Source organism: Streptomyces sp. NPDC001070, from assembly GCF_053598835.1.
The window spans coordinates 30,410-57,305 of the sequence record NZ_JBSFLB010000029.1; the positions used below are offsets into that span (position 1 = coordinate 30,410).

The 26,896-nt window shown below is 71.1% G+C and carries 32 protein-coding genes; 22 read left to right on the forward strand and 10 right to left on the reverse strand.

The genetic code is table 11. The features are described from left to right. The first annotated feature begins 397 nt into the window (after positions 1–397). Positions 398–2,062: an RICIN domain-containing protein gene (locus ACWDAS_RS30630; RefSeq protein WP_450397517.1), complete on the forward strand. Its 1,665-nt coding sequence runs from the start codon at positions 398–400 to the stop codon at positions 2,060–2,062. Positions 2,063–2,078: 16 nt separating this feature from the next. On the opposite strand, the gene ACWDAS_RS30635 is transcribed toward ACWDAS_RS30630, so the two are convergent. The 6 genes from ACWDAS_RS30635 to ACWDAS_RS30660 all read right to left on the reverse strand — a co-directional run bounded on the left by ACWDAS_RS30635 (position 2,079) and on the right by ACWDAS_RS30660 (position 7,687). Continuing rightward, positions 2,079–3,536 (reverse strand): sensor histidine kinase, encoded by a 1,458-nt coding sequence (locus ACWDAS_RS30635; RefSeq protein WP_450397518.1) that lies wholly within the window; start codon positions 3,534–3,536, stop codon positions 2,079–2,081. Continuing rightward, positions 3,536–4,273, reverse strand: coding sequence for a response regulator transcription factor (locus ACWDAS_RS30640; RefSeq protein ID WP_450397520.1), 738 nt, complete (start codon positions 4,271–4,273; stop codon positions 3,536–3,538). The genes ACWDAS_RS30635 and ACWDAS_RS30640 overlap by 1 nt, the downstream gene beginning before the upstream one ends. Positions 4,274–4,363: 90 nt before the next feature. Then, positions 4,364–4,549 carry a hypothetical protein gene (locus ACWDAS_RS30645; RefSeq protein WP_450397522.1) on the reverse strand — a complete coding sequence of 62 codons (186 nt, stop codon included), beginning with the start codon at positions 4,547–4,549 and terminating at the stop codon, positions 4,364–4,366. Between the two features lie 29 nt (positions 4,550–4,578). Beyond that, positions 4,579–5,652, reverse strand: coding sequence for a S1C family serine protease (locus ACWDAS_RS30650; RefSeq protein ID WP_450397523.1), 1,074 nt, complete (start codon positions 5,650–5,652; stop codon positions 4,579–4,581). 178 nt (positions 5,653–5,830) lie between these two features. Beyond that, positions 5,831–6,853: a LacI family DNA-binding transcriptional regulator gene (locus ACWDAS_RS30655; RefSeq protein ID WP_450397524.1), complete on the reverse strand. Its 1,023-nt coding sequence runs from the start codon at positions 6,851–6,853 to the stop codon at positions 5,831–5,833. A gap of 66 nt (positions 6,854–6,919) precedes the next feature. Continuing rightward, complete coding sequence (locus ACWDAS_RS30660; RefSeq protein WP_450397526.1) at positions 6,920–7,687, reverse strand: response regulator transcription factor; 768 nt, start codon at positions 7,685–7,687, stop codon at positions 6,920–6,922. Positions 7,688–7,866: 179 nt separating this feature from the next. On the opposite strand from ACWDAS_RS30660, the gene ACWDAS_RS30665 reads away from it, so the two are divergent. The 7 genes from ACWDAS_RS30665 (at position 7,867) to ACWDAS_RS30695 (ending at position 12,655) form a co-directional block, all read left to right on the forward strand. After that, the gene (locus ACWDAS_RS30665) at positions 7,867–8,691 is read left to right on the forward strand and encodes an alpha/beta hydrolase (protein WP_450397528.1); all 825 of its coding nucleotides are present in this window, start codon (positions 7,867–7,869) and stop codon (positions 8,689–8,691) included. 139 nt (positions 8,692–8,830) lie between these two features. Further along, positions 8,831–9,094, forward strand: coding sequence for a MoaD/ThiS family protein (locus ACWDAS_RS30670; protein ID WP_450397530.1), 264 nt, complete (start codon positions 8,831–8,833; stop codon positions 9,092–9,094). Positions 9,095–9,098: 4 nt separating this feature from the next. Beyond that, positions 9,099–9,980, forward strand: coding sequence for a hypothetical protein (locus ACWDAS_RS30675; RefSeq protein WP_450397532.1), 882 nt, complete (start codon positions 9,099–9,101; stop codon positions 9,978–9,980). A gap of 40 nt (positions 9,981–10,020) precedes the next feature. Further along, a complete protein-coding gene (locus ACWDAS_RS30680) occupies positions 10,021–10,734 on the forward strand; it encodes an LmeA family phospholipid-binding protein (protein WP_450397534.1) in 714 nt (237 codons plus the stop codon). A 385-nt stretch (positions 10,735–11,119) separates the two neighbouring features. Continuing rightward, positions 11,120–11,965: a sulfurtransferase gene (locus ACWDAS_RS30685; protein WP_450397536.1), complete on the forward strand. Its 846-nt coding sequence runs from the start codon at positions 11,120–11,122 to the stop codon at positions 11,963–11,965. 34 nt (positions 11,966–11,999) lie between these two features. Next, entirely contained in the window at positions 12,000–12,290 is a 291-nt protein-coding gene (locus ACWDAS_RS30690; protein WP_450397538.1) for a DUF1416 domain-containing protein, read from the forward strand. Between the two features lie 131 nt (positions 12,291–12,421). After that, entirely contained in the window at positions 12,422–12,655 is a 234-nt protein-coding gene (locus tag ACWDAS_RS30695) for a hypothetical protein (protein ID WP_450397662.1), read from the forward strand. Between the two features lie 30 nt (positions 12,656–12,685). Here ACWDAS_RS30695 and ACWDAS_RS30700 read toward each other — a convergent pair whose 3' ends face one another. Further along, a complete protein-coding gene (locus tag ACWDAS_RS30700; RefSeq protein ID WP_450397540.1) occupies positions 12,686–13,048 on the reverse strand; it encodes a DsrE family protein in 363 nt (120 codons plus the stop codon). A 168-nt stretch (positions 13,049–13,216) separates the two neighbouring features. Here ACWDAS_RS30700 and ACWDAS_RS30705 point away from each other — a divergent pair, with 168 nt between their 5' ends. The 7 genes from ACWDAS_RS30705 to ygfZ all read left to right on the forward strand — a co-directional run bounded on the left by ACWDAS_RS30705 (position 13,217) and on the right by ygfZ (position 19,052). After that, positions 13,217–13,918: a hypothetical protein gene (locus tag ACWDAS_RS30705; protein ID WP_450397542.1), complete on the forward strand. Its 702-nt coding sequence runs from the start codon at positions 13,217–13,219 to the stop codon at positions 13,916–13,918. Between the two features lie 49 nt (positions 13,919–13,967). Beyond that, positions 13,968–14,762 (forward strand): hypothetical protein, encoded by a 795-nt coding sequence (locus ACWDAS_RS30710; RefSeq protein WP_450397544.1) that lies wholly within the window; start codon positions 13,968–13,970, stop codon positions 14,760–14,762. Continuing rightward, entirely contained in the window at positions 14,759–15,673 is a 915-nt protein-coding gene (locus tag ACWDAS_RS30715) for a hypothetical protein (RefSeq protein WP_450397546.1), read from the forward strand. The genes ACWDAS_RS30710 and ACWDAS_RS30715 overlap by 4 nt, the downstream gene beginning before the upstream one ends. Beyond that, positions 15,670–16,716, forward strand: coding sequence for a hypothetical protein (locus ACWDAS_RS30720; protein ID WP_450397547.1), 1,047 nt, complete (start codon positions 15,670–15,672; stop codon positions 16,714–16,716). The genes ACWDAS_RS30715 and ACWDAS_RS30720 overlap by 4 nt, the downstream gene beginning before the upstream one ends. A 249-nt stretch (positions 16,717–16,965) precedes the next feature. Further along, positions 16,966–17,529: an FABP family protein gene (locus ACWDAS_RS30725; protein WP_450397548.1), complete on the forward strand. Its 564-nt coding sequence runs from the start codon at positions 16,966–16,968 to the stop codon at positions 17,527–17,529. Between the two features lie 80 nt (positions 17,530–17,609). Then, complete coding sequence (locus ACWDAS_RS30730; RefSeq protein WP_450397550.1) at positions 17,610–18,062, forward strand: Fur family transcriptional regulator; 453 nt, start codon at positions 17,610–17,612, stop codon at positions 18,060–18,062. A 9-nt stretch (positions 18,063–18,071) separates the two neighbouring features. Beyond that, positions 18,072–19,052, forward strand: a complete 981-nt coding sequence (gene ygfZ / locus ACWDAS_RS30735; protein ID WP_450397552.1) for a CAF17-like 4Fe-4S cluster assembly/insertion protein YgfZ — start codon at positions 18,072–18,074, stop codon at positions 19,050–19,052. Positions 19,053–19,063: 11 nt separating this feature from the next. Here ygfZ and dtd read toward each other — a convergent pair whose 3' ends face one another. Next, positions 19,064–19,489, reverse strand: coding sequence for a D-aminoacyl-tRNA deacylase (gene dtd, locus ACWDAS_RS30740; protein ID WP_450397554.1), 426 nt, complete (start codon positions 19,487–19,489; stop codon positions 19,064–19,066). A gap of 213 nt (positions 19,490–19,702) precedes the next feature. On the opposite strand from dtd, the gene ACWDAS_RS30745 reads away from it, so the two are divergent. Both ACWDAS_RS30745 and ACWDAS_RS30750 read left to right on the forward strand, forming a co-directional pair. Further along, a complete protein-coding gene (locus ACWDAS_RS30745; protein WP_450397664.1) occupies positions 19,703–20,233 on the forward strand; it encodes an RsiG family protein in 531 nt (176 codons plus the stop codon). 69 nt (positions 20,234–20,302) lie between these two features. Continuing rightward, entirely contained in the window at positions 20,303–21,544 is a 1,242-nt protein-coding gene (locus tag ACWDAS_RS30750) for a GNAT family N-acetyltransferase (RefSeq protein ID WP_450397556.1), read from the forward strand. Here ACWDAS_RS30750 and ACWDAS_RS30755 read toward each other — a convergent pair. Beyond that, positions 21,541–21,729, reverse strand: a complete 189-nt coding sequence (locus ACWDAS_RS30755; RefSeq protein WP_450397557.1) for a hypothetical protein — start codon at positions 21,727–21,729, stop codon at positions 21,541–21,543. The genes ACWDAS_RS30750 and ACWDAS_RS30755 overlap by 4 nt on opposite strands. A 58-nt stretch (positions 21,730–21,787) precedes the next feature. Next, complete coding sequence (locus ACWDAS_RS30760) at positions 21,788–21,955, reverse strand: hypothetical protein (RefSeq protein WP_179280085.1); 168 nt, start codon at positions 21,953–21,955, stop codon at positions 21,788–21,790. 348 nt (positions 21,956–22,303) lie between these two features. On the opposite strand from ACWDAS_RS30760, the gene ACWDAS_RS30765 reads away from it, so the two are divergent. From ACWDAS_RS30765 to ACWDAS_RS30785, 5 genes are all read left to right on the forward strand, one after another. Beyond that, on the forward strand, positions 22,304–23,173 hold the full coding sequence (locus ACWDAS_RS30765; protein ID WP_450397559.1) for a GntR family transcriptional regulator: 870 nt from the start codon (positions 22,304–22,306) through the stop codon (positions 23,171–23,173). After that, a complete protein-coding gene (locus ACWDAS_RS30770; protein ID WP_450397560.1) occupies positions 23,131–23,838 on the forward strand; it encodes an HAD family hydrolase in 708 nt (235 codons plus the stop codon). The genes ACWDAS_RS30765 and ACWDAS_RS30770 overlap by 43 nt, the downstream gene beginning before the upstream one ends. A 66-nt stretch (positions 23,839–23,904) precedes the next feature. Further along, a complete protein-coding gene (locus ACWDAS_RS30775; protein WP_450397562.1) occupies positions 23,905–24,678 on the forward strand; it encodes an HAD family hydrolase in 774 nt (257 codons plus the stop codon). 234 nt (positions 24,679–24,912) lie between these two features. Beyond that, positions 24,913–26,178 carry a phosphotransferase gene (locus ACWDAS_RS30780; RefSeq protein WP_450397564.1) on the forward strand — a complete coding sequence of 422 codons (1,266 nt, stop codon included), beginning with the start codon at positions 24,913–24,915 and terminating at the stop codon, positions 26,176–26,178. Next, on the forward strand, positions 26,132–26,857 hold the full coding sequence (locus ACWDAS_RS30785; protein WP_450397565.1) for a winged helix-turn-helix domain-containing protein: 726 nt from the start codon (positions 26,132–26,134) through the stop codon (positions 26,855–26,857). The genes ACWDAS_RS30780 and ACWDAS_RS30785 overlap by 47 nt, the downstream gene beginning before the upstream one ends. Positions 26,858–26,896: the final 39 nt, after the last annotated feature.

Sequence of the window (26,896 nt, forward strand, 5' to 3'; positions counted from 1 at the left end):
CGCCGGCGCCCGGCCGTCCCTGGGCCACGGTGTCGACGGGAGCCCGGTCCCGGGCGGCTCACCGCCGCCAACGACGAGGAGTCCGGCACGCGCTGCGTCGTCGTCCGCACCGCCGGCCCGCTCCTCGGCGTCCGCACGGGCCGGCTGACGCTGCGCGATCTCGGCGGCCGGCCCGTCGGGTCCTGCCCCGCCCGGGCGACCCCGCGCCGGGACGCCCGCGCCGCGGGCGGCACGCGTGCCCAGGGTGACCCGGCGGCCGCAGTGCGTGTGCTGAACGCGCTTTCCCCTTGCCTCGCAGGGGAGTTACCAGCGGAAACACTTTCCTCGGCAGTAACTTGTGGCCCACCATGGGCAGCCCCGTCCCTCCAGACCCATCGACGTGTCCGGGTGGTCCTCCGTGTCTCAAAAGCACCAAGCGCCCGTCTACGACGAGTTGTCCGACGCCGCTCTCACCGAGCGCGTACGGGCCGGCGCACCGACCGCCTATCCGGCGACCGAGGAACTGCGCCGCCGACACCTCCCCGCAGTCGTCTGCTACGCCCGGCTGTGCGCCCGCGGCCAGGCCGCCGCCGATCAACTCGCCGCCCAGGCCTTCGCACTGGCCTGGCAGGAGGTGCACCGCGGAGTGGATCCCCGCGGGCCCTGGCGGCACCGGCTGCTGATGCTCGTCCACCAGGCCGCCGCCGTGTGGGCGGGCGGCAGCCGCCGCGAACGGCTCGGCGACGAGTACGCCGCCTTCATCGACGACATCCGCAACGCCGGGCAGCGCCTCCCCGGCCTCCCCGGCCTGCCCGTCCATCCCCGGCTCCACCTGGCCGAACGCTCCGTGCTGCTCGGCGCCTTCGCGGCCCTGCCGCAGCACACCCAGGGCGTGCTGTGGCACGCGGTCGTCGAGCGCGAGAGCGACGCCGACGTCGCCCGCTGGACCGGCGACCGGCCCTCGGAGATCCCCGACCTGACGGCCAGGGCCAGGGACGCGCTGCGCGAGGCGTATCTGCGGACCTATCTGGAGCGCAGCGACGACCCCCGGTGCAAGGGCTTCGGCCGGCTCCTGGACGCCGCGGCCCGCCGCGACGACGCCCGGCAGAACGAGGACGTGGAGCAGCACCTCGCCCACTGCCGGGGCTGTGCCGGGGCGCTGGAGACCCTGGTCGCCCTCGAGCGCGACCCCCGGCTGTTCCTCGCCGCGGCCCTGCTGGGGTGGGCGGGTCCCGCCTACGTGGCGGCCCGGTCCGCCCCCGCGCTGCCGGCTGCCGCACCCGCCCCGGCCGCGGCCCCGGCGACCGTCACGTCCCGCAGGCGCAGGCGGCCCGGCCCGTTGGAGCGGCTGGTGAGCCTACGCGCCCGCTATCCCTCGCCCCTGGTCTCCCTGCTGCTGGTCGCCGCCGCCAGTCTGGCGGCCACCGGCCTGGTGTTCGCGGCCGGCGACCCCGCCCCGACCGGCAACGACCGCGCAGTGCCCCAGCCGCCGGCGGGCTCCGTGACGGTCACCGCGACCGCCACCGAGACCGTCACCCCCAGCGCCTTTGTGACCCCGAGCCGTTCGGCGAACCCGGGCGTCTCCGCCACCGGCTCACCCGCACGGCCCGGCGCCGGGGTGACCCACCGGGCCCCGACGACGCGCGCGCCGAGCACGAGCCCGCCGCGGAGGGTGCCGGGCGGCAGCTACGGCCAGATCGTCAACGACGCGTCCGGTCTCTGCCTCGACGTACGGGACGAGGAGTTCGACAAGGGCGACGACGTCATCGTCGCCGGCTGCGACGCGGACTCGGCCTCCCAGCAGTGGCGGGTGGACTCCCGGGGCCTGCTGGTCAACGGCGCCGACTCCGCGTTCTGCCTGGACTCGCGCGGTGACACCGACCGCGGCCTCGGCATCTGGGCCTGCTCGTCCATCGAGGGCGGGAACGCGCAGAACCTGCAGTTCCTGGTCGACTCCCTGGGCCGCATCCGCCCGCAGATCGACCTCGGCACCGCGGTGGAGCCGGACGGCGACACCCCCGGCTCCACCCTCTCCTTCACCTCCGCGGGCAACGGCTCCGCGCAGCGCTGGCACGCCGGATAGCCGGACCGCGTACCGCTCAGGAGGTCTCGGGCGGCGGCGTCGCCGCGCCGGGCAGCCGCATGACGGCCACCGTGCCACCGCCCTGCGCGGGGTGCAGGCCGACGGTTCCGCCGAGTTGCTGGACCGTACGGGCCACGATCGACAGGCCCAGGCCGGAGCCGGGGAGGCTGCGGGCGGAGGTCGAGCGCCAGAAGCGCTCGAAGACGTGCGGCAGCTCCTCGGGCGCGATGCCCGGCCCGTGGTCCCTGACGGTCAGCTCGCCGCCGTGCAGCTCCACCTCGATCGTGCCGGCCGGCGGGCTGAACTTCACCGCGTTGTCCAGGAGGTTGATCACCGCCCGCTCCAGGGCGGACGGTTCGGCCCGCAGGTACCAGGACGCCAGCTCCGTCGTGATCTTCAGGTCGGGGCCGGTGCGGCGCCGTGCCCGCTCCAGTGCGGCCTCCACGACTTCGTGGAACGCCACGGTCTGCGAGGGGACGCCGGCTTGCGCCGCTTCAGGGCGGGACAGCTCCTGCAGATCGCCGATGAGCGCCGCCAGTTCCCCCATCTGCGCCTTCACCGAGAGCATGAGATCCCGGCGGTCCTCCGGGGGCAGCGCCCGGCCGGTCATCTCGCTGCGTTCCAGCAGTTCGATGTTGGTGCGCAGGGAGGTGAGCGGGGTGCGCAGCTCGTGCCCGGCGTCGGCGATCAGCTGCTGCTGGAGCTCGCGGGAGGAGGACAGCGCGGCGGTCATGGAGTTGAAGGACGCCGACAGCCGGGCGATCTCGTCGCCGCCCTCCACCGGGATGCGGACGCTCAGGTCCTCGGTACGGGCGACGTGCTCCACGGTGTCGGTGAGCCGGTCCACCGGCTTGAGCCCGGCGCGGGCCACCCCGAGCCCGGCCACGCTGGCCCCGAGCACCCCTATGCCGCTGACGGCCAGCAGGATCAGGGCCAGCTTGTTGAGCGGCCCGGTCACCTCGCTGAGCGGCAGGGCGGTCGAGATGGCGGCCGGTTGCCGTGGCTCGCCCGGGGGTTTGCGCGTGGCCCGCTGCGTCAGCACCCGCATCTCGGTGCCGTCCTCCGTGGTCACGGTCTGAAGCGACTCCGACCTCTCCCCCCGGACCACGGCCCGGTCGGCCCCGGTCACGGGGAGCGCCTTGTCGCCGAGCACCCAGCAGGACGTGCCGTCCTCGATGATGAGCTGGATGGACGAGTGGTACGGGTTGTAGGAGAAGGGCCGGTTGGTCGTGTCGGTCGTGCCGGTCGCCGGCTCGCTCAGGCAGCCGTATTCGTTCAGTACCTGGTTCGCGGCGGGAACCGCGGTGGCCGACGCGCCGTGCAGCGAATCGTCCAGCCGACTCAGCAGCTGCCCCCGGACGATGAACCAGCAGGCCAGCGCGCACACCGCGACGGCGACGGCCACCGCGGCGGCGGTGAGGAGCGCCAGCCGGGACCGCAGCGGCAGCGAACGGAAGCGCGGACGACGCGGCATCAGCCCTTGCCCTCCGCGGAGCGCAGCACATAGCCGACGCCCCGCACGGTGTGGACCAGCCGGGGCAGGCCGCCGGCCTCGGTCTTGCGGCGCAGGTACATGACGTACACGTCCAGGGAGTTGGAGCTGGGCTCGAAGTCGAAGCCCCAGACCGCCTTGAGGATCTGCTCGCGGGTGAGCACCTGGCGCGGGTGCGCGAGGAACATCTCCAGCAGGGTGTACTCGGTCCGGGTCAGTTCGACCGGCTCGCCGGACCGGGTGACCTCGCGGGTCGAGGTGTCCATGCGCAGGTCCGCGAAGGACAGCACGCTCTCCTCGCCGGTGTCGGCGCCCGCCACGGTCGCGTACGAGCTGCGACGCAGCAGCGCCCGCAGCCGGGCGAGGAGTTCGTCCAGCTCGAAGGGCTTGACGAGGTAGTCGTCGGCGCCCGCGTCGAGACCGGTGACCCGGTCGCCGACCGTGTCGCGGGCGGTGAGCATGAGGATCGGCGTGGTGGTGCCGCCGGACCGCAGCCTGCGGGCGGTGGTGAGGCCGTCCATGCGCGGCATCAGGACGTCGAGGACGATCGCGTCCGGCTGGTAGGAGGCGACCTGGTCGATGGCGGCCAGGCCGTCCTCCGCCAGTGCGGTCTCGTATCCCTCGAAGGCGAGGCTGCGCCTGAGTGCTTCGCGGACCGCGGGCTCGTCGTCCACGATCAGGATGCGGGCGGGGGCCTCGCCGTTGTCGCCGGGGCTCATGGTCTTCCACCTCGCGGGATGAGGGTCGGGGTGCCGGAGTTCCGGTGCGGGGCTCCGGCTGCCGGGGTGGTTCGGACGGTGCACCGCTTCTTAGCCTCGCACGGCCGCGAGGCGGTGGGCCGCAATCGCCCGGCGCGCGTAGCGGCGCGCGTACCGGCGGGTGGTGGCGATCTCGGGTTCGCGGGCGGCCGGCTCCCGGTAGGGGATCAGCGCGCGGTCCGCGGGGCCGGCGGGGACGCCGGCGGGGTGCAGGGAAGTGCTGAGGAAGACGTTCATGATGCCCACATCCCTTCTGTGCGGAGCGGTCAGCTGTCGCTGCCGCCGTCGCGCAGGGTGCTGAGGTCTGCCTTGAGGGTGTTGACCGGGATGGCGAAGCCGAGGCCGATGCTGCCCGCGTCGCCGGAGGAGGAGGAACTGGACGAGTACATGGCCGAGTTGATGCCGATGATCTCGCCGTTCATGTTGATCAGGGCGCCACCGGAGTTGCCGGGGTTGAGCGAGGCGTCGGTCTGGATCGCCTTGTACGTGGTCGTGGAGGAGCCGACGTCGCCGTTGTACCGGCCGCCGCCGAACTCGAACGGCCACCGGCCGCTCCCGCCGCCCTGCCGCTGTCCCCGGCTCTCGTCGGTGGAGACGGTGACGTCGCGGTCGAGCGACGAGACGATGCCGCTGGTCACCGTGCCGGTCAGGCCCTCGGGGGAGCCGATGGCCACGACCTGGTCGCCGACCGCGACCCGGCTGGAGTCGCCGAGCGAGGCGGTCGTCATACCGCTCACGCCCTCGGCCTTGACCAGCGCCAGGTCCTTGCTGCTGTCGGTGCCGACGACGGTCGCCGTGGCCGTCTTGCCGGAGCTGAACGTCACCTTGATCGAGTCCGCTCCGGAGACGACGTGGTTGTTGGTGACGATCTCACCGTCACCGGTGATGACCACACCCGAGCCGGTCGCCTCGCCGGCGGCCGAGGACGCGCTGATCTCCACGATGCTCGGGCTGACGGCGGCGGCCACGGCCGCGACGCTCGTGTTGCCCGAGGTGCTCGTGCCGATCACCTTCGTCGAGTTGGTCGCCGTGGCCGGCGCCGCGGTCGCCCGCCCCACCAGGGCGGCCGTCCCGCCGCCGATGAGCCCGGAGGTCAGTGCCACGGCGGCGATCAGGGCCACGGGGCGGCGGGTCCGGGGCTTGGCCGTCGCGGCCGGCGGCGTCGGCGCGGGCTGCGCGTGCGATCCCCAGGACTGGTGCGCGTACGGCTCGTACGGCTCGTGCGGCGGACGGGGCGGGTAGCCGGCGTGGGCGGACTGGTACGGGTACCCGCCGGTGCCGTGGGACTGCTGCGGCTGCTGCGGGTCGTAGGCGTCGTTGCGACGGGTGCTCTCGTTCATGCCTATGACTGTGCTCGCCGAACATGAGAGCTTCCTGAGTGTGGCCTGAGAACCGAAGCAGAGTTCCGTATGCCCGATATAAAGAACAAAGGCCCAGGTCAGGGCCTTCACTTACACGGTCCGTATCCGGGCCCGCGGCCGCGGCGGGCAGGCGCCCACCGCGGCCGGGCACTTCCTGCTAGTGGCAGCCGCAGCTGCGCCGTACGACCAGCCGGGACGGGAACTGCCGCAGTCGCTCGCGCCGCGAGCCGGAGACCCGCAGCCCGTCGTCCAGCACCAGGTCCACCGCCGCGCGGGCCATCGCCTCGCGGTCCGAGGCCACCGTCGTCAGCGGCGGATCGGTGAGCCCCGCCTCCTTGACGTCGTCGAAGCCGGCCACGGCCAGTTCGCCCGGCACGTCGATCCGCAGTTCGCGGGCCGCCCGCAGCAGACCGATGGCCTGGTCGTCGGTGGCGCAGACGATCGCCGTCGGCCGGTCGGGCCGGGCCAGCAGCTCCAGGCCGACCTTGTAGGCGTCGTAGCGGTTGTACGGCGCGGAGTACAGATGCCCGTCGACAGGGCGCCCGGCCTCCTGCATCGCGCGGCGCCAGCCCTCTATGTGGTCGGTGACGGGGTCGCCGGACTTCGGGGTGACCTCGGTGCCGCCCAGGCAGGCCACGTACTCGTGCCCGTGCTCCAGCAGATGCCGCGTGGCGAGCTGCGCGCCGCCGACGTCGTCCGTCACGACCGCGACGTCGTCGATCGCCTCGGGCCGCCGGTGCAGCAGCACGACCCGCGCGTCCCAGGCGTCGATCTCGGTCGCGGCGTGCTCGCTCGGGCCCTGGCTGATGAGGATCAGCCCGGAGACCCGCATGCCGAGGAAGGCGCGCAGATAGTGCACCTCGCGCTCGTCGAGGTAGTCCGAGTTCCCGACCAGCACCATCTTGCCGCGCTCGGCGGCCGCTCTCTCGACGGCGTGCGCCATCTCCGCGAAGAACGGCTGCCGGGCGTCCGGCACGATCAGGCCTATGAGGTCCGTACGGCGGCTGGCCATCGCCTGGGCCACCCGGTCGGGGCGGTAGCCCAGCTGCTTGATCGCCGCGAGGACACGCTCGCGGGTGGCCGGTGCGACCGGCCGGGGTCCGTTGTTGATGACGTAGCTGACGACTGCGGTCGAGGTCCCCGCAAGCCTTGCCACATCGTCACGCGTCACCTTTGCCACGGGCCGAGTCTACGCGGGTACACCCGCGCATCCCACCGTCTGTCCACAGCCGTGACCACCGTGTGATCAGCTGTTCCGCGAGGCGTGGACGGCCGCTTCGGAGGGCGTGTCCAGTTGCTCGCGCGCCGGCACCTGCGTCGTCTCCTCCGCCGCACGCTCGCCCTTCTCCGGGGTCACGAAGCGGTAGCCGACGTTGCGGACGGTCCCGATCAGGGACTCGTGCTCGGGGCCGAGCTTGGCGCGCAGCCGCCGTACGTGCACGTCGACGGTGCGCGTGCCGCCGAAGTAGTCGTAGCCCCAGACCTCCTGCAGGAGCTGGGCGCGGGTGAAGACCCGGCCCGGGTGCTGGGCGAGGTACTTCAGCAGCTCGAACTCCTTGAAGGTCAGGTCCAGGACCCGGCCCTTGAGCTTCGCGCTGTACGTGGCCTCGTCGACCGACAGGTCGCCGTTGCGGATCTCCATCGGGCTGTCGTCGACGCTGATCTGCTGCCGGCCCATCGCCAGCCGCAGCCGTGCCTCGACCTCGGCGGGCCCCGCGGTGTCCAGCAGGACGTCGTCGATGCCCCAGTCCGCGGTGACGGCCGCCAGGCCGCCCTCGGTGACCACCAGGACCAACGGGCAGCCGGGGCCGGTGGAGCGGAGCAGCTGGCACAGCGAGCGCACCTGCGGCAGGTCGCGGCGGCCGTCGATGAGGATCACGTCGGCGCCGGGGGTGTCCACCAGCGCGGGGCCCTCGGCCGGGGCCACCCGCACGCTGTGCAGCAGGAGCCCCAGCGCCGGGAGCACCTCGGTGGACGGCTGGAGTGCGTTGGTCAGAAGGAGGAGAGAGCTCACCGGCCGCTCCCGTCGTTCATCGTCCGGTCATGCGTGTTCCGCTTGCCCATTGCGAACCCTCCTCGGTCCCGGCGAGGACGTATGCGTGCGCCGACGTGTGCGGTCCGGTGGCCCGGAAAGCACGAAAGGACCCGGGGGCGACGCTGCCCGGATCCTCTTGACCTAAGAGAATAGCCCACATGGAGTCGGTAAGTGAGCCCCCGCTTGCGCGGTCGTGTGTTTCGTCGAGCAATTCCGGTGGCCGGCGTGCGGTGTTGTCGGCCGGGGACGGGGTGCGGATCGACGCCGCGTACGTGCCCGGAGCGACACCCGGAGGGCTCGCGATCGTGGTCGCGCACGGCTTCACCGGCGCCCTGGAGCGGCCGGCCGTGCGCCGCGCGGCGGCGATCTTCAGCCGGGTGGACGGCGTCGGCGGAGTCGTGACCTTCTCCTTCCGGGGGCACGGCCGCTCCGGCGGGCGCTCCACGGTCGGTGACCGCGAGGTCCTCGACCTGGACGCCGCGGTGCGCTGGGCGCGCAGGCTCGGCCATCCGGCGGTGGCGTCGGTGGGCTTCTCCATGGGCGGTTCCGTCGTCCTGCGGCACGCGGGGCGCAAAACGGCGCACGAAGGAGCGCACGTTGATGCCGTGGCCTCCGTGAGTGCGCCCGCGCGCTGGTACTACCGCGGTACGGCGCCGATGCGCCGGGTCCACTGGGCGATCACGCGGCCCGCGGGGCGGCTGGTCTCCCGGGGGCTGCTGCGCACGCGCATCCACGACCGGGACTGGGACCCCGTCCCGGTGCCCCCGGTGGAGGCGGTGCGGCACATCGCGCCCACGCCGCTGCTCATCGTGCACGGCGACCGGGACGGCTACTTCCCGCTGGACCACCCGTTCTCCCTCGCGGAGGCCGCCGGCGGGACCGCCGAGCTCTGGGTCGAGCCCGGCTTCGGCCACGCCGAGAACGCCGCCCCGCCCGAGCTGCTCCGCCGTATCGGCGCGTGGGCGGCGAAGCGGATCGGCTGACCGGACCGGCTGAGCGGGCCCGCCCGGCCGGTACGCCGGGCGGGTCAGGCCTGATCCGCCGGGCCCGGGCGCCGCGCCGCGCCCGCGCTGCGTCATCATGGACCGCGGCAGGACCGCAGGGGCAAAGGGAAGGACCGCAATGGCGGCACACGGAACCATCCGGTACTGGGCCGCGGCCAAGGCCGCCGCCGGCGCCGCGGAGGAGCCGTACCGGGAGGGCACCCTCGCCGAGGCGCTGGCCGCGGCGCGCGAGCGCCACGAGTCGCGCCCCGAGTTCGCCCGCGTACTGGCGAACTGTTCGTTCCTGGTCGACGGGAACCCCGTCGGCACCCGGGACCATGCCGGAGTCAGGTTGGCCGACGGCGGCACGGTCGAGGTCCTCCCGCCGTTCGCGGGAGGATGAGCACGTGACCGACAACCACGACTGGTACGACCGCGGCGCGGGCCCGATGCCCCCGCACGACACCACCGCCGTCCTCCCGCCGGTCGGCGACGCCCCGCAGCCGCCCGCGGAAGGCGGCCGCGCCGCCCGGCGCCGGCAGGCCACCCGCACCGGCTCGCCGATCATCGCCCCCGGCATGCAGCCCGCCCTCGTCACGGCCGCCCTCGCGCTGCTGCTGGCCGGCGGCGCGCTGCTGGGCCGCCCCGCGCTGGCCGGCGCGGCCGTGGTGCTGCAGGCGGTCACCGCCGCCGGCTGGTTCCGGCTGAACGGCATGTGGCCCGCCCGGCAGGGCATCGTGCTGGCCTTCCTCGCGGGTGTCACGGCCGAGGCCGCCGTGCTGATCGACGGGGCGGACAACGCCCCGGCCGTGATCGTCGGCACCCTCGGCGTCTGGCTCCTGCTCGTTCTCGTCCTGCAGCTGCGGCACCGCGGCAGCGCCGAGGAACGGCTGTCCTCGCTCACCGCGACCGCCGCCTCGACGCTCGTCACGATCCTGGCCACCGGCTTCCTGGCGGCCACGGCCGACCCGCGCGGCACCGACGCCGTCGTGACCGCCGTGATCGCGGTCGCCGTCGCGACGGTCGCCCGGGCGATCCCGCTGCCCGGCGTCGTCTCCGTCCTGGTCGCGCTCGCCGCCGCCACCGGCAGCGGCATCGCCCTGGGGCGGCTGGACACGTCCGACGGGGCGCTCGTCGCGCTGGCGGCCGGGGTCTGCGCGCTGATCGGGCTGCGGGTGGCCAGCTACGACTTCCCGTCCCGGTTCGTCCACTTCACGGCGGGTGTGGCACTGCCGCTGACCGCTGCCGCACCGGCCGTCTACGTGATGACCCGGGCACTGCTGGGCTGACCGGATAGGGTCGAGCCGGACGCCGACCCGGGGGTAACTCATGCGCGCTGTACGGATCCTGCTCATCCTCGCCGTGATTCTCGGCGCCCTGTTCGTCGCGGCCGACCGCATCGCCGTGCACTTCGCGGAGTCGGAGGCGGCGGACCGGGCGCAGCAGACGCTGGGACTGACCTCCAAGCCCGGGATCGACATCAAGGGCTTCCCGTTCCTGACACAGGTGCTCGCCAAGAAGCTGGACGACGTCGAGGTGACGGCGGACGGCGTGCAGGCGACCGGCACCGGCGGGCAGACGCTGCGCGTGGCCCGCTTCCAGGCGGACCTGCACGGAGTGCGCATGGCGGACGGCTTCACCAGCGCGGTGGCCGACACGGCGCAGGGCTCCGCCCTCGTCACCTACGCCGACCTCACCAAGGCCGCCCCGAGCGGGGTGACCATCGCGTACGGGGGCACCTCGGCGGACGGCAAGGGCCGGGTGAAGGTCACGGTGAACGTCTCCACGCCGATCGGCTCGGTCAAGCGCAGCGTGGTGAGCGAGGTGAACGTGACCGGCAAGAACAGCATCAAGCTCACCGCGGGCGACATACCCGGACTGGACTCCCTGCCCCCGGGCATCGAGGACCTCATCCGGGAGCGGATCGACTTCACCCGCGCTTTGGCGGGGCTGCCGAAGGGCATCGAACTCTCGTCGGTGACCGCGAACGCCGACGGCATCACCATCGCGGCGACCGGCACGCAGGTCGTTCTCGCTCAGTGAGACGAGGGCGTCCGCTCCGCAGTCGTACGGACCCGGAAGCCGACGGGGGGTGCGCGGCCGGGGGCCCGGCACTCATTGCCCGTTTCGGAGTATGGACAATCTCATCTCGGGATGCGGACTGCCGGTGACACCAACCGGTCCCTTCCCTACGATCGAGGCCATGAAGCGACAGGCGGATCTCACGAAGCGGCGGGCAGTCGACCTGTGCCGTGTCGCCGCCATGCTCTGTCGCATCCCCTAGGGGCCCCGCGCCGTCGCCCGGCGCCGCACGCCGCCCCACCCTTCCCCGCGCAACGCCGTGACGCGCCCGTGCAGCGCAGCCCGGCACCCGTGCGCACCCGTCCGTGCGCCGAGATATCCGCAACTGCCCCGGAGGAGAACAGCAATGAGCCGCAGTGACGTCCTGGTGGACGCGGACTGGGTCGAGGCCCGGATCGACGACCCGAAGGTGGTCATCGTCGAGGTCGACGAGGACACGTCGGCGTACGACAAGAACCACATCAAGAACGCCGTCCGCATCGACTGGAAGCAGGACCTGCAGGACCCGGTCCGCCGCGACTTCGTCGACCAGGCCGGCTTCGAGAAGCTGCTGTCGGAGAAGGGCATCGCCAACGACGACACCGTCGTCCTCTACGGCGGCAACAACAACTGGTTCGCCTCCTACGCCTACTGGTACTTCAAGCTCTACGGCCACCAGGACGTCAAGCTCCTCGACGGCGGCCGCAAGAAGTGGGAGCTGGACTCCCGCGACCTGGTCGACGGCTCCGAGGTCCCCAGCCGCCCGGTCACCGAGTACCGGGCCCAGGCCCAGGACTCCTCCATCCGCGCCTTCCGCGACGACGTCGTGGCCGCGATCGGCAGCCTCAACCTGGTCGACGTCCGCTCGCCCGACGAGTTCTCCGGCAAGCTGCTCGCCCCGGCCCACCTCCCGCAGGAGCAGTCGCAGCGTCCCGGCCACGTGCCGACCGCGCGCAACATCCCGTGGTCGAAGTCGGCCAACGACGACGGCACCTTCAAGTCGGACGACGAGCTGAAGGAGCTGTACGAGGGCGAGGGCGTGGACCTGGCCAAGGACACCATCGCCTACTGCCGCATCGGCGAGCGCTCCGCCCACACCTGGTTCGTGCTCCACGAGCTGCTCGGCCAGCCGAACGTCAAGAACTACGACGGCTCCTGGACCGAGTACGGCTCCCTCGTCGGCGTGCCGATCGAGCTCGGCGCCGCGAAGTAAGCCCCCGAGACCCCGACCCGGAGGAAGGAACACCATGTGTGGAGCGAAGGCCGGCGGCCCTGACCTGGCCGGCATCGACGTCGCGACCGAGACGATCATCCAGGGTTCCGTGACCCGTGACGGCGAGCCGGTGGCCGGCTACGTTCGGCTGCTGGACGGCGGCGGCGAGTTCACCGCCGAGGTGCCGACCTCGGCGACCGGCCAGTTCCGCTTCTTCGCGGCTCCGGGCTCGTGGACGCTGCGCGCCCTGGTGCCGGGCGCGACGGTGGACCGTGCCGTCGTGGCCCAGCGGGGCGACCTCACCGAGGTGGCCATCGCCGTCTGACCCGACGGCCGCACGGCGGCGACCGACGACGAAGGGCCGCACTTCCCCCGGACCACCGAGTGGGAGCGCGGCCCTTCGGGACGTACGGTGGAAGGGTGTCCACGAGGCGTCGTCGTCGTTGGTATTACGCCATGATGGGCAGTTGCGTTCTGCTCTTCGTCCTGGCGTGGAGCCTCGTGCGCCTGTGGTCGGTGCCGGTCGCCGTCGGCATGTGCGTCGTCGCCATGGTCATCCCGCCGATCGCCGCCGTCGTGGCCAACCGCAGGGGCCCGGACGACCGCTGGTGGGACGAGACCGGCGACCCGACCTCCGACGAGTGGTGGCGCGAGCTGGACCGCCGCGACGACCACCGCGACCAGCGCTGACGTCCGGGGCGGCGGGCGCCGGTGAGCGCCTCAGTAGACGAGCGCCTGCGTGCCGTCGGCCATCGCCTCGCTGACGAAGACCTGCGCACCGGCGATCCGGACGCCGTCCAGCACGTCCTTCTCCGTGATGTCCCGGCGCGCCGCGCACTGCGTGCACAGCGTGATCCGCCCGCCCGCCATGATCCCCTCGATGAGCTCGGGCAGCGGCGCGGCGTGCGGCAGCTCGAACTCCGCGGCCCGCCCCGGCAGCGCGAACCACGACGACTCGCCGGTCAGCCACAGCGACACCTCGACGCCGCTGGCGACCGCCACCGCGGCCACCGTGAAGGCCTGGGAGCAGCGTTCGGGCGCGTCCGCACCTGCGGTTACCTTGATCACGAGCTTCTTCGCCATGGTCATACCTTAGGGTGGCCGGTCTCACAGGAAAAACACTGGGAGCGTTTGCTCCCGCTCGACATAATGCGTTCGCCGCGTCGCGCAATTCGCGCGCGTGCGCTGCATTTCTGCCCGGGGGGGCTTGTGGAAGCGCGTACCGATTCGCGTACTGGTGCCGTGATCGCCATGGTCGTCGGACTTGTCGTGCTCGCGACACTCACCGCGGGGGCGGTCATGGCGTTCGGCTCCTCGTCCTCGTCGGCGTCCGCGGGGGCGCCGGTGGCGTCGCCCGGCGGCCGGGGGCCGAGCGCGCCCGGCTCCGCGACCCCGTCACCGACGGCGTCCCCGAGCCGGAGCGTGTCGGCGCCCGCCTCGCCCGCCGGCACCCTCAAGGGCTCCGTCCACGACGGGGAGCACCGCGGCGACCTGCGCTACTTCCTGCTCCCCCCGCCGGAGGACGCCGAGACCTACGGGGACGAGGAGGGCACCGACCTCTCCCGCTCCGACGTCGCGGAGTCCACCGACGTGAGGCGCGCCCTCACCACGTACGGCTTCAAGGCGGCCGCGTACCGGACCTACCTCACCGGCGACGGCGAGTACGAGGTCTCCGTACAGCTGGTGCGCTTCGCGAGCGCAGGCTCCGCCGCCGGCTACTACGACGACTTCTACTACCAGGGCACCCGGATCGCGCTCCCGTCGTCGGATCACCCCGCCAAGGCCTACCGGCTGTCCTCGTCGTCCGCCGAGAGCACCGGCTCGGTGATCGTCCTGTCCCACCAGGGCGACGTGCACATCAGCATCTCCGTCACCGGGGCGAAGACCCCGGGCAAGGGCATGCTCACCCGCCTCCTCGACCAGCAGTACCGGCGCCTGAAGACCGGCCGCTGAGTCCCGCGCCACTGACACACATCCCCCAGCACACCCAGTGGAGACCCCCTTGTCCCAGGACACCCCCGTCCCGGAACAGGACACCCCTGTTCCGGACGGGCCCCCGGTCCGCCCGCCGCGCAGACGCGGCCGGACCACCCTGCTGATCGCCGCCGCGGCGGTCCTGGGCGTCCTCGCGGGCGCCGGAGCCGGCTACAAGATCCAGTACGACCGCCCGGAGACCCCGCTCCCCCCGCTCGCCCAGCCCAAGCTCGTGCAGCCCAAGGGCGCCGCCCCCGCGGCGAAGCCGCTCACGGCGGCCGAGGACACGCTGGTCAGGTCCGAGGGCGACCTGCGCAAGCTGCTGCTCAAGAAGCCGAAGGGCGCCAAGGACCTGGACGGCAGCTACGGCAACGAGCACTGGCTCTCGCTGTACGAGTACGCCGACTCGTACACCGAGCCGGACTCCATGTTCACCGACCTGAACACCAACGACTTCCGGAGGGCCGCCATCTCCATCTGGCGGACCGGTGGCTACGCCACGACGACCACCACCGAGGTCCACTTGGTCCAGTTCCGCGACGAGGCGAACACCTACACCGCGGAAATGCTCGACGGCCAGCAGGGCTACATGCACGAGAAGAAGTTCGCGGGCAACAAGGGGACGGCCATCCCCGGAACCTTCGACGGCAGGGCGTGGGTCTACTCCAAGCCCTACACGAAGCCTGGCTACCTGCCGCTCTACACGGCGCGCGCCCTGGCCAGGAAGGGCACGGTCATGATGGACATCTGGGTGCACTCGGACCGGCCGATCAAGAAGTCCACGGTCGTGTCCCTGGCCGAGCGGCAGTGGGAGCGGCTGTGAGCGACGAGAAGATCCTTCCCGCCGAGCCGGAGCCCGTGCCCCAGCCGGAGCCGGTATCGCAGCCGGAACCGCAGCCCCAGCCGGAGGCCGAGCTGGTATCGCAGCCGGGGTCCGAGCCGGAGCCGCAGCCCCTGACCGGCGCCGAGCCGGAGCCGGAGGCCGCCACCGCGTCCCGCAGGAGCCGCCGCGGCCTCGCGCTCGGCATCGCGGCCGCGCTGGTGGCCGTCGTCGCCGGCGGCGGCATCGGCTTCGCCGTGCTCGAGCAGCAGAAGGACGACGACAAGCAGACGGCCGCGCGGCCGTGGAAGGCACCCGAGCCGAAGAAGACCGGCTCGTTCGGCAGCGAGTCCGGCGGCAGCCACTACGGCGCGCTGGGCAAGCTGTTGCTGCCCGTGCCCCCCGCCTACATGCCGGGCCCCGATGTGGGCGAGTACGGCAACGACGCGGAGTTCACCGGCAAGCAGGCCGAGACGGTGTTCCAGGGCGATCTCGCCGGGCTGCCGAAGAAGCAGCGGGACCGGCTGCGCAAGGCCGTGAGGGAGCTGCACATCCAGGGCGTGGGCCTGCGGACCTACCGCGAGGTGACGGGCGAGGCGGTCTTCGAGACGCAGATCGTCCAGATGAAGAACAAGCGCGCCGCGCGCGCCGGCACCGAGTTCTTCAGCGCCTTCACCAAGGCGCTCGGGGTCTTCCGCAACGGGCCGAAGATCGCGGGCCACGACAAGGCGCGCTGCGTCCTGCCGCCCAAGAAGCCCGGAGCGAAGCTCGACACCATGATCTGCCAGGCGACCGAGGGCGACCTCACCGTGCGCATGTCCGTCTCGGGCGCGTCGCCGCTGAAGAAGGACGACGCCGCGGAACTGTTCAAGCTGCAGCTCGACCGCGTACAGGACCCGGGAGAGGCCGCATGAGCGAGCAGACTCGTACCGACGACGACGTGAAGATCCCGGCGCAGACCGGTGCCCCGGCGGAGGAGGTGCCGGCGCAGGCCCCCGAGGAAGCCGCCGCTCTTGCGGGCGCCGGTCCGGAGGCCGCGATCACGGAGCCCCAGGAGGCCGGGGAGCCCGCGGAGCAGCCGGAGGAGCCCGCGCAGGCCGCGCCCGAGAGGGCTGAGGGGCCCGCCTCCGCAGGGGTCGCGACGGAGCCCGTCACGGCGGCGCCCTCCGCGGACGCGGGCGTGCCCCGTCAGCGCACGCGGCTGCGGGACCGGCGGGGGCTGCGCGCCGCGGTGCGGTGGACCGCCGCCGTCCTGGTGTTCGCGGCACTCGGCGGGGCCGCGGCGTACGCCGTGACACAGCCGGAGCGGACCGAGATCCCGGGTCTGCGGACCCCGGACGACGGCCGATGGACGTACCCCGCCCTGAAGCTGCCCCAGCTGCCGGCAGGGGCGCCCCGGCCGCTGGACGGGGATCACAACCGGGCCCGCCGCCACTACGCGGACCTCCACACCCTGCTGCTGCCCGCCCCCGCCGGGGCCAAGGTCGACAAGGCACTCCCGGGCCCCACCGGCTGGCTGCCGACCCGCGACTTCCTCGAGCTCTACCAGAAGGGCGACCGCGCGAAACTGACCGGCACGCTGGAGCAGAACACCCTGCGCCACATCGCGGCGCGCGCCTGGACCACGGACGACGGCACCCGCGCCGAGATCTACCTGCTGCAGTTCGCCACCGCGGCGTACACGGGCGCCGTCAAGGAGGACCTCATGCTCTTCGGCAGCCTCGAGAAGTCCGGGGGCGCCGGTTACGACACGGACTGGGACTCGTCGGATCTCCCGGATCCCGAGGTGCAGTGGTCCCTGTACAACGAGAGCAAGCCCCGCGGTCCCGAGCACGTCCGCTTCGGGTACGTCGAGGCCGGCGACGTCCTGGCGCTGGTCGTGCTCACCAAGGCCGGCACCCAGCCCGCCGTGCCCTTCCACCAGACCGTGATGCTGCAGTCGCAGCTGCTCGCCTGACCCGGCCGGCGAGCGGGACGCGAGGGGCGGGCGCGGCGCGTGGGGCGGACCTCACGCCGCCGCGCCCGTACCCGCCCACTAGACTCGTAGCTGGCCCACCGGGCCGCCGACCGTCCGCGCCTGCCCGAGGAGCACGCTCGTGAGCGCCATTGAGTTCTTCTTCGACGCCCTGCTTGTCCTGGTTTGCCTTGGCGTCATCGCGTTCTCCGTTCTGGCGGTGAAGAAGCTCTACCAGGGACAGCGCTGATCATGATTGAAATCCCGTCCGACCTGCATCCGGACCTCGTGCCGCTCGCCTTTCTCCTGGGCACCTGGGAAGGCGCGGGCGTCTTCGACTTCCCCGGCGCCGAGAAGTGCAACTTCGGTCAGGAAGTGATCTTCAGTCACGACGGACGGTCGTTCCTGGAGTACACCTCCAAGGCCTGGGTCCTGGACGCCGGGGGCAAGCCGGTGAAGCCGCTGGAGAGCGAGTCCGGCTTCTGGCGGATCGACAAGGACCGCAAGGTCGAGATCACCATGACCCGCGACAACGGCGTCATCGAGATCTGGTACGGCGAGCTCGCCGAGGGCAAGCCGCAGATCGACCTCGCCACCGACGCCGTGGCCAGGCTGTCCGACGCGCCCCCGTACAGCGGCGGCAAGCGCCTTTACGGCTACGTCAAGAGCGACCTGATGTGGGTGGGCGAGAAGGCCACCCCGGAGGTGTCGCTGCGCCCCTACATGTCGGCGCACCTGAAGAAGGTCGTCAACCCCAGCGAGTGGGCGAAGGACCTCAAGGACCTTCCGGACGACGGCATCGCGTTCTTCCGCTGAGCCGCCCCCGCGGCTCCCGCGCGACTCCCGAGGGGGATCACGACTCCGTGATCCCCCTTTCCCCTGCCTAGACTGTCCTCGTGGTCACCACGGACTGGAAGAGCGACCTGAGGCAGCGCGGCTACCGGCTGACGCCGCAGCGACAGCTTGTCCTGGAGGCTGTCGACACCCTTGAGCACGCCACCCCGGACGACATCCTGACCGAGGTGCGCAGGACGGCCTCCGGCGTCAACATCTCCACCGTCTACCGCACGCTGGAGCTCCTGGAGGAGCTGGGCCTGGTCAGCCACGCCCACCTCGGGCACGGCGCCCCCACGTACCACCTCGCCGACCGGCACCACCACATGCACCTGGTGTGCCGGGACTGCGAGTCGGTGATCGAGGCCGACGTGTCCGTCGCGGAGCCGCTGACCGCCAAGCTGCGCGAGACCTACGGCTTCGAGACCGACATGAAGCACTTCGCGATCTTCGGCCGCTGCGCGGACTGCGCGGGCAGGACCCGAACGCCTGAGGGTTCAAGTAACGGGACGTAGGCTGGGTCCATGCAGCGACAAACAACGACCAGCCCCCTGCTGTCGCTCCCCGGCGCCGTTCCCGCGGAAGGCCCTGACGAGGGAGTCGCCGCGCACTACGGAGACCTCTTCCGCGAGCAACGCGCCCTGGCGTCCGGCGACGGCTTCGTCGACCTCTCCCACCGGGGCGTCGTCGCCGTGACCGGCCAGGACCGGCTCGCCTGGCTCCACCTGCTGCTCACCCAGCACGTCAGCGACCTCCCGCCCGGCCGGGCCGCCGAGGCGCTCATCCTCTCCGCCCACGGCCACATCGAGCATGCCCTCTACCTCGTCGACGACGGCACGACCACCTGGATGCACGTCGAACCCGGCACCCAGGGCGAGCTGATCGCGTACCTGGAGAGCATGAAGTTCTTCTACCAGGTCGACGTCTCCGACGTGACCGGCGCGTACGCGGTCGTCCACCTCCCGGCGGGCAGCATCGCCGCCGTCCCGGAGGAGTGGCCGGTACGCGAGGTCCCGTACGGCCGCGACGTGTTCGTACCGCGCGCCGAACTGGAGACCTTCGCGCAGCAGGTCGGCACCCCGATCGGCGTGCTGGCCCTGGAGGCGCTGCGGATCGAGGCCCACCGCCCGCGGCTCGGCCTGGAGACCGACCACCGCACCATCCCGCACGAGCTGGGCTGGCTGGACACCGCGGTCCACCTCAACAAGGGCTGCTACCGCGGTCAGGAGACCGTCGCCCGTGTGCACAACCTCGGCCGGCCGCCGCGTCGCCTGGTCTTCCTCCACCTCGACGGCAGCGAGGTCAAGCTGCCCGGCCACGGCACGCCCGTCCGGCTCGCCTCGGACGGGCCGGAGGGCCGCCCGATCGGCACCGTCACCTCGTCCGCCCGGCACTGGGAGCTGGGCCCGATCGCCCTCGCCGTGATCAAGCGGAACACGTCCGTGGACGCGACGCTGCTCGCGGACGGGACGGCGGCGAGCCAGGAGACGATCGTCGAGCCCTGAGGCCTGTCCTCTCAGATCTCCAGCACGACCGTGAACGGGCCGTCGTTCGTGAGCGAGACCTTCATCTTCGCTCCGAAGCGGCCCGTTTCCACGTGCGCGCCCAGCGACCGCAGTTGCGCCACCACCTCGTCCACCAGCGGCTCGGCGACCGGGCCGGGCGCGGCCGCGTTCCAGGTGGGGCGGCGCCCCTTGCGGGCGTCACCGTAGAGGGTGAACTGGGAGATCACGAGCAGCGGCGCCGCGATGTCCGAGCAGGACTTCTCGTCGGGCAGGATGCGCAGGCTCCACAGCTTCCGCGCCAACTGCGCCGCCTTCTCCGCGGTGTCGTCGTGCGTCACCCCCACCAGCACGCACAGACCGGGACCGACGATCTTCCCGACCGTCTCGCCCTCCACCACGACACTCGCTTCGCTCACCCGCTGGGCCACCGCACGCATGCCGCCATTGTCCCGGGTCAGCGGGGGCGCGCGGTACTCGGGCCGTACGCCCGCTTGGACTCACGCACAACTGTCCGGAGCCGCCGTTCGGGTGCAGGTGCCTGCGAGACGCAGCTACTCGGTGGCACGATCGAGATCTGCCCGACGTGGGGGACGAGGGGACGGACAGCGATGAATCACAGCATCACCACCGGGACGGCGGAAGGCGATCGCATGCTCAAGGCACCGGGCCCGCGTTCCCCCCTCGGCCCAGGCACCTCCCAGCCCGACTTCGCCGGCCTCACCCTCGAAGGACTGCGCACCGCGCGCCGCGAGGCGCAGTGGGAGGAGGCCGACCTCTCCTACCTGCGGCGGCTCCTCCAGGGCCGGATCGACATCCTCCGCGCCGAACTGGCCCGCCGCACCGCCCCGGACGCCCCCGTACTCGACCGGCTCTCCGAGATCCTCACCGACACGCCCTCCCGGCACCGCTCCTCCGCCCGGCACGTCACCCTGCGCACGCCGCACAGCGAGCGCTACCGGCAGCTCGCCGAGGAGATGCTCGCCGAGGTCGAACTCTCCGATCTGGAGGCCCGCACCGATCAGGAGCTGCACGACGCGATGGGCCGGCTGGTCCGCCACGAGCAGCAGGTCTCGCGACGACGGCAGTCACTGCAGCGCACGGTCGACGGCTGCAGCACCGAGATCGCCCGCCGCTACCGCGAGGGCGAGGCCCGGGTCGACGACCTGCTGGCGGGGGACTGAGCCGGGCGGACCGGACGCCCGCGGAAAAGGGGATGCGGCCGGGCCGGACGGCCGCTTAACGTGCCGGACATGAGCCTTGAGGTCCGTACGATCGGTGAGTCCGACTTCCCCGGCTGGCTGCGCGCCGTCAGCGCCGGTTTCCACCGGGCGCCCACGGTGACCGAGGAAGAAGTCGCCATCCGCCGTTCACAGACGGACCTTGACCGCACCCAGGGCGCGTTCGACGACAACCGCTGCGTCGCCACGTTCCGCAGCATGCCGCGCGAACTCACCGTGCCCGGCGGGGCGGTCCTGCCCGCGTCCGCGATCACCAACGTCTCGGTCACCGCGACGCACCGGCGCCGCGGCCTCGCCTCCCGCATGATGGCCGCCGAACTCGACGCCTCCGTACGCCGCGGCGAGCCGGTCGCGATCCTCGTCGCGGCCGAGTACGCGATCTACGGCCGCTACGGCTTCGGCCCCGCCGCCGGCGTCACCGAGTGGGAAGTCGACACCGCCCGCGCCGGCCGCCCCCAGGGCGCGCCCGCGGACGGCGGCCGCATCGACCTCGCGGACCCCGCCGAGGTCCTCAAACTCGGCCCGCAGCTCCACGACCGGGTACGGCTGCGCACGCCCGGCGCCATCAACCGCACCGAGCGCTTCTGGGAGTACGCCACCGGCACGGTGGTCAACCCCTCGCACCCGTGGAAGGAACCGCTCTTCGTCCTCTACCGGGACGCCTCCGGACGCGTCGACGGCCTCGCCTCGTACACCGCCGAGGACACCTGGCACGGGATGTTCCCGAAGGTCCCGCTCACCGTGCACGAGCTGATCGCCGCCACCCCGGAGGCCGAGCGGGCCCTGTGGCGGTACCTGCTCTCCATCGACTGGGTCGCCACCGTACGGACTGGCTTCCGCGCCCAGGACGACGTCCTGCCGCTGCTGCTGGCCGACCCGCGCGCCGCGAGCGTCCATTCCAGTTCCGACTTCATGTGGCTGCGCCTGCTCGACGTCCCCCGTGCGCTGGCCGCCCGCACGTACGCGGCTCCGGGCGCCGTCGTCCTCGACGTCACCGACCCGCACGGCCATGCCGCCGGCCGCTTCCGCCTGGAAGCCGCCGCCGACGGCACCGCCACCGCCGAGGCGGCCCCCTCCGCCGCCCCGGACGTCACCCTCGACGCCGCCGCCCTCGCCTCCCTCTACCTCGGCGACGAGTCCGCGGCCCGCCTGACGGTCGTCGGACGTGCCGCGGAGTCCCGCCAGGGCGGGGCGTCGCGTGTCGACGCGCTGTTCCGCACGGCGCGGAAGCCGTGGGCGATCGACACGTTCTAGTTGTCGCCAGTGGTGGCGTAGGAGACCAGCACCAGGAGGACGAGTACCCCGCCGACGCACATCGCATTGCTGGAACGCGCCTGGAGCCCGGCACCCACCAGCAGTACGCCCAGCCCCGTCAACGGCCCGTACTGCCATGCCAGGTACTGCTCCAGCAGTGCCGCCGGCACACGAGTCCACAGCATGACCCACCCCCTTCCAAGGTGGCCGGCCGAAAGGCGCGGGCCCGCTGCCGCGCCGGCCCTACTGGGCCAGCAGCAGCGCGATCACCGCGAGTCCGACGCACGTGAACGTCGTGTTCCGGGCCTTGTGGCCCACCGTGAACAGTCCGACGGCGAAGGCGCCTGCCGCGCCGTACCGCCACTGGACGAGCTGCTCGAACGCGAAGGCGCACAGAGCGAGAGCGGGCATAGCGATTCACTCCTTCGAGGCGCGTTGGACCGATCTCTCCGCGCGTAGAGCACGGAGGACGCAGATGTGACCCGGAGGTCGGCAAGGGGCTGAGCGGAAGCGTGGTACTGATGTGTGTGTGCGTGCGTGCAGGCGATGCGACGTGGCGCTGCACTCTCACCCGCGGCCGTCCCCGGCGCGTCGTCGGGACGGGGAGGTCACGGCCCCCGGTGAAGCCAACTTGGCTAACTTGACTGTCCCGTAGGGCAGTTGACTTCAGCTTGTATGGTCATAGTGCCGCTGACTGCAGATCACTAAACTCAGATAGTCATCTACACTTGTCTACGGCAAACCTGTACCCTGTGACAGGTGAGCAACGGTCGCCATCTCAGTGGGGCCAGGCGCGAGTTCGAGCGCGTGGCCGATGAGCTGCGCAGTGAGATCGAGCGCGGTGCCATCGGAGTCGGCGAGCAACTCCCCACCCATGCAGACCTGGTGGAGCGCTTCGGGGTGGCCCGCGCCACGGTTCAGAAGGCGCTCAAGCTGCTCGAAGCCGAGGGGCGCGTGGAGTCCACCCAGGGCAAGGGCGTGTTCGCGCGTGACTGGCGCAATCCCGTCGGGACGGCCCATACCAATGGGTCCGGCCACACGTCCGCGGTCGCAGCCAGGGCCGGCAGCGTGGAGCTGGATGACGCCATCGCCGAGGCGTTCGAGGCCGAGCACATCACGATCGACGCGTACTGCCTGACAGCCGAATCCCTCAACGCGTCCCTAGTGCTCCAGCAGCGGCGGATCATCCGAGAGGAGATCCGGCCCTCCTCGATCCACGTCCGCCTCATACTGCCGCGTACCGACGTGCGGCTGGCGATCCCCCGGAGCGTCGAGGACCCCGATGATCCCCGACCGATGCAGCGGCTCAGCGGCCTTGCGGGCATTCACATCGAGGCCCTTAAGAACCTGGTGAACCTGCAGGGGCAGGGCGCCGTGCCGGATGTCAGTGTCGAGGTGCGGCAAGTGGCTGCCACCCCCCTGCACAAGCTCTACCTGTTCAACGGGGCAGTGGCTCTCGACGGCCTCTACGTTGTCACCGACAACACCATCACCGTCGAGGGTCAGACCATCGGCATCTACGACGTCCTGGGTGTCGGGGCCAAGCTTTATCCCCAGTCGCCGGAACGTATGGAAGTCTCTCAGGCGTGGTTCAACTCACTCTGGACGAAGATCGCCGATCCCCTCTGAGGGCCGGCGGCGTCGAATGTGTCCTACTGGACTTCGACGGCCCGATCTGCCGCCTCTTTGCCGGATATCCCGCATCCGCCGTGGCGTCCCGACTCAAGGACCGGCTCCGTGCCGAATCGCTCCTGCCGCCCGAACTGGCCGGCACGGACGACCCGCACGGGTTGCTGTGGGAGCTTGCGAACGGGCCGCATCACAAGGCCTTTGAGGTGAGTGCCGAGGTGGGTGAGCTCCTGGCCAAGGAGGAGGTCGAGGCAGCCACATCCGCGGAGATCACAGACGACGCTGCGGACCTCATGCGAGCCTTGAGGTCGCGTGGGGTGCGTCTCGGCGTGGTCAGCAACAACCATGACGAGGCCATCCGGAACTTCCTGTTGGTCAATGAACTCCTGGAGTGGGTCGACGGGCCGATCATCGGACGCCCTCGCGACGCCCGGCTCATGAAGCCGAACCCTTACATGCTCCTGGAAGCGGTGAGACAGCTCGACGTCAAGCCGGAGCACTGCTTGTTCGTGGGGGACTCGCCGCTGGACGTCCTGGCGTCGCGGGAGGCGGGCATCGACTTTGTCGGCTATGCCAGAAATGAACTAAAGAAGCGTGAGATGACGAAGGCAAATGCCAGGCGCTTCGTTTTCCGCATGCAGGAAGTGATCGGTTTGTTGCCCTGAGTCATTGCAGGGCAGGGGGCCCCATGCCCTCTGGTCAAGCACGATGCGGGCACCCAAAATCACTGAGTGACTTCTGATCGCGAGCTGCGGATGGACGGCGAGCTCCGGACCCTGCTGTCCGGTGTCCGAGGCGTACTGTTCGACTTCGACGGCCCACTGTGCCACCTTTTCGCGCCAAAGGGGGCGGCGTGGGTGGCGGAGCAGCTGCATGAATTCATCGCCCGGGAGGGGCTGCCGGCCGTACGCCCCGAGCGGGAGAACAGTCCCATCGACGTCCTGCGCGAGGCCGCCCTCGCTTGGTCGAACCTCGGCAGCCTCACTGCCCTCGAGGAGGAATTGGCGAGGTTGGAGCAGCATTGCGCAGAAGGTGCGACGGAGACGGATGGGGCCGAAGGTCTGGTTCGTGCATTCGTAGAGGGTGGAGTGCAGATAGCCATAACCACCAATAATTCAGAGGCGGCTGTGGGGGTCTATCTCGAGCGGTGTGGACTCGCCGCCCCGTTCGGGCCCCACGTCTACGGCCGGCAGACCGTGTCTCCCGATGGTCGACTCCTGTTGAAGCCCGACCCCGGGTGTATCTCCAGGGCTCTGCGGGCGCTTCGCGCATCGGAGCCGGACCGCTACCTGATGATCGGAGACTCGTCTGCGGATGTCGTGGCGGCACAACGAGCGGGAGTGCGCTTCCTCGGCTTTGAGAACCCGCACGTCGACGACAACCAGGAACTTCGCAGGGACTTCCCCGATCTGACGATCGTTCCTACTCTGAATGAGATCCGAACAGCGTGGAGCCGAGTCGTCGAGCCGTGCGGCTCGCACTCGGCAAGCGGCGACCCTCACTGATGGCATCCGTTTCGTGCGAGAAGTCCGCTTCGTCAATACGGGGCGACGGCATCGTTCATTCGGAGTAGTTCACGTCGGAATATTTATGCAACCCCTCCACCGTCGCCGACGTGCACTTTGCATAGTTTGTCGAGGGTGGGGATGCCTCGAGTGGATAAACATGCAGTCGCGTTCAGTCCCATGCGGCACCGGAGGGAGGATACTCTCTGTTGTTTCCGAGTCTCGAGGAATCCGGTGACCAGCGCTACCTTCCTGTTCGCGCATCAAATCGCGGCCGAGGTGGTGGGCCCACTCAAGGGGCACCACCATGAGGCATATGCCGTTCGCCTGGACCCTGACACCACGCTGGGGAGGCAGTTCCGGTGGCTCAAGCTGCGTGAGCCGAGGGAGCACGTCTTCTGGTACGACCACCGGTGCTTCGGCTCGGAGGAGCAGCTCATCTCGGAATTGAGCGGCCGGGTGAAGCGGATCCCGAAAGTGGTGGATGCGGGCGCGCTGGTGGGCGCCCCCGCCAATATGACGCTCGTTGAATTCATCGAAGGGCAAACCCTGGGGAATCTGTCACCCATGGGTTCTCCGGTGCGCCGACGCCACAGGGCGCAGATTGCCCAGTTGTTCGGATCGCTTGCGTCGATCGACGCCAGAGAAATCCGTGCGAAACGGGTGTGCGGGAATGGGCCGTCGGAGCCGGGCAAGCTTCCTTATGGAGGCGACGGCAGTACTGAATTTCTACGGAATCTGATCGATCAGACCCGAGGGGTTTTTGAGAGCAAGAAGTCGGTACTTGAATCTCTCTTCGATGAGCTCGACATCCCCGATGGCCTCTTGGACCGTCTCGCCGACGACTTGGGACCTCTCACCCCGCGCCCTTTTGTTTTGCTTCACGGCGACCTGCACCGCGAAAATCTCATCGTCGACCATGCGGGCGAACTGTGGACCATCGACTGGGAGCTGGCGCGCATTGGTGATCCGCTCTATGACCTCGCGACGCACCTTCACTTGATGCGCTACCCACGACGGCATGAGCGGGAGGCAGTCCGGCGCTGGAGACGCGCCGTCGGGCGCCGTCTGGCTGGGGCGACGGAGGGCGTGCGGCAGGATCTGCCGCGCTACCGGGCGTACAAGCGTGTTCAATCCGTCTACACCGACGTAATGCGCGGCGCGATGGCCATCGCATGGGCCACGGAGGCCGGACCGGAGTGGGACGAGGTGCTCGGTCGCGCGGTGGCGTCGATCGCGGCGGCTCTGACTGGTGCCCGTCGAGGCGAGGACGGCACGGGCCTTCCGAATGTGGGTCTCAAGAAGGCCGCGACGCCCGAGCACATCGAGAAGGTCCTCCTCCGCTGGCATCAGGAGTTCCGCAAGCCGGCCCGGTCGGTGGATATCGCCGTTCGGCCTCACGGGCTCGACACGGTCTCCGGCGTGGAGGCAGTGCCGCCACTGTTCCTCGAGAGTGCGCAGAACGGGACAGCCCAAATGGAGCGCGGCGCTACCGTTTAAGGATGACCTCGTATCAAATGCCCGATCCAGGCCAGGGTTCGAGCGCGCGGCCGATGGGCTGCGCGACGAGATCGAGGGCAGCGCCATCAGGGTGGGCGAGCAACTCCCCACCCGGACCGAACTGGTGGAGCGCTTCGGGACGGCCCGTGCCACGGTTCAGAAGGCACTCAAGCTGCCCGAAGCGGAAGGGTACGTGGAGCCGGCCCAGGGCAAGGGTGTGTTCGCCCGCGACTGGCGGCAGTCCGTCGGCACGGCCCACGCCAACGGGGCAGCTTACGTGCCTGCGCCCGCAGTCAGCGTCGGCAGTGTGGAGCTGGATGACGCCATAGCCGAGGCGTTCGAGGCGGAGCACATCACGATCGACGCGTACTGTCTGACCGCCGAGTCGCTCACCGCGGCCCTCGTACCCCAGGTCAGGCGCATTCATCGGCAGGAGATCTCACCCTCGTCGATCCGTGTTCGGCTACTGCGCCCGAGCGTGGACGCCCCCTCGGCGATCCCCCGTAATGTGGATGATCCGGAAGACTCGCGGCCGCTCGAGCGCCTTGCCGGACTCATCGACCTCCACGCCCGGTCGCTGGAGAACCTCCTGGCCGACTTGGCTGCGCGAGACCTCGTCGCGGAGGTCGCTTCGACTCCCTGTGGACGAGCATCGCCAGATCGGTGTGACGCCCGCTGAACGGCTTCACCCGACCCTGAGTGGCCTCCGCTGACACAG

What these genes read in the sequence shown, in the direction of transcription:
- ACWDAS_RS30635 (WP_450397518.1), bottom strand. Translation starts at nt 3,536, where the DNA reads ATGCCGCGTCGTCCGCGCTTCCGTTCGCTGCCGCTGCGGTCCCGGCTG.
- ACWDAS_RS30640 (WP_450397520.1), bottom strand. Translation starts at nt 4,273, where the DNA reads ATGAGCCCCGGCGACAACGGCGAGGCCCCCGCCCGCATCCTGATCGTG.
- ACWDAS_RS30645 (WP_450397522.1), bottom strand. Translation starts at nt 4,549, where the DNA reads ATGAACGTCTTCCTCAGCACTTCCCTGCACCCCGCCGGCGTCCCCGCC.
- ACWDAS_RS30650 (WP_450397523.1), bottom strand. Translation starts at nt 5,652, where the DNA reads ATGAACGAGAGCACCCGTCGCAACGACGCCTACGACCCGCAGCAGCCG.
- ACWDAS_RS30665 (WP_450397528.1), top strand. Translation starts at nt 7,867, where the DNA reads ATGGAGTCGGTAAGTGAGCCCCCGCTTGCGCGGTCGTGTGTTTCGTCG.
- ACWDAS_RS30670 (WP_450397530.1), top strand. Translation starts at nt 8,831, where the DNA reads ATGGCGGCACACGGAACCATCCGGTACTGGGCCGCGGCCAAGGCCGCC.
- ACWDAS_RS30680 (WP_450397534.1), top strand. Translation starts at nt 10,021, where the DNA reads ATGCGCGCTGTACGGATCCTGCTCATCCTCGCCGTGATTCTCGGCGCC.
- ACWDAS_RS30685 (WP_450397536.1), top strand. Translation starts at nt 11,120, where the DNA reads ATGAGCCGCAGTGACGTCCTGGTGGACGCGGACTGGGTCGAGGCCCGG.
- ACWDAS_RS30690 (WP_450397538.1), top strand. Translation starts at nt 12,000, where the DNA reads ATGTGTGGAGCGAAGGCCGGCGGCCCTGACCTGGCCGGCATCGACGTC.
- ACWDAS_RS30695 (WP_450397662.1), top strand. Translation starts at nt 12,422, where the DNA reads ATGATGGGCAGTTGCGTTCTGCTCTTCGTCCTGGCGTGGAGCCTCGTG.
- ACWDAS_RS30700 (WP_450397540.1), bottom strand. Translation starts at nt 13,048, where the DNA reads ATGGCGAAGAAGCTCGTGATCAAGGTAACCGCAGGTGCGGACGCGCCC.
- ACWDAS_RS30705 (WP_450397542.1), top strand. Translation starts at nt 13,217, where the DNA reads ATGGTCGTCGGACTTGTCGTGCTCGCGACACTCACCGCGGGGGCGGTC.
- ACWDAS_RS30720 (WP_450397547.1), top strand. Translation starts at nt 15,670, where the DNA reads ATGAGCGAGCAGACTCGTACCGACGACGACGTGAAGATCCCGGCGCAG.
- ACWDAS_RS30725 (WP_450397548.1), top strand. Translation starts at nt 16,966, where the DNA reads ATGATTGAAATCCCGTCCGACCTGCATCCGGACCTCGTGCCGCTCGCC.
- ygfZ (WP_450397552.1), top strand. Translation starts at nt 18,072, where the DNA reads ATGCAGCGACAAACAACGACCAGCCCCCTGCTGTCGCTCCCCGGCGCC.
- dtd (WP_450397554.1), bottom strand. Translation starts at nt 19,489, where the DNA reads ATGCGTGCGGTGGCCCAGCGGGTGAGCGAAGCGAGTGTCGTGGTGGAG.
- ACWDAS_RS30745 (WP_450397664.1), top strand. Translation starts at nt 19,703, where the DNA reads ATGCTCAAGGCACCGGGCCCGCGTTCCCCCCTCGGCCCAGGCACCTCC.
- ACWDAS_RS30750 (WP_450397556.1), top strand. Translation starts at nt 20,303, where the DNA reads ATGAGCCTTGAGGTCCGTACGATCGGTGAGTCCGACTTCCCCGGCTGG.
- ACWDAS_RS30755 (WP_450397557.1), bottom strand. Translation starts at nt 21,729, where the DNA reads ATGCTGTGGACTCGTGTGCCGGCGGCACTGCTGGAGCAGTACCTGGCA.
- ACWDAS_RS30760 (WP_179280085.1), bottom strand. Translation starts at nt 21,955, where the DNA reads ATGCCCGCTCTCGCTCTGTGCGCCTTCGCGTTCGAGCAGCTCGTCCAG.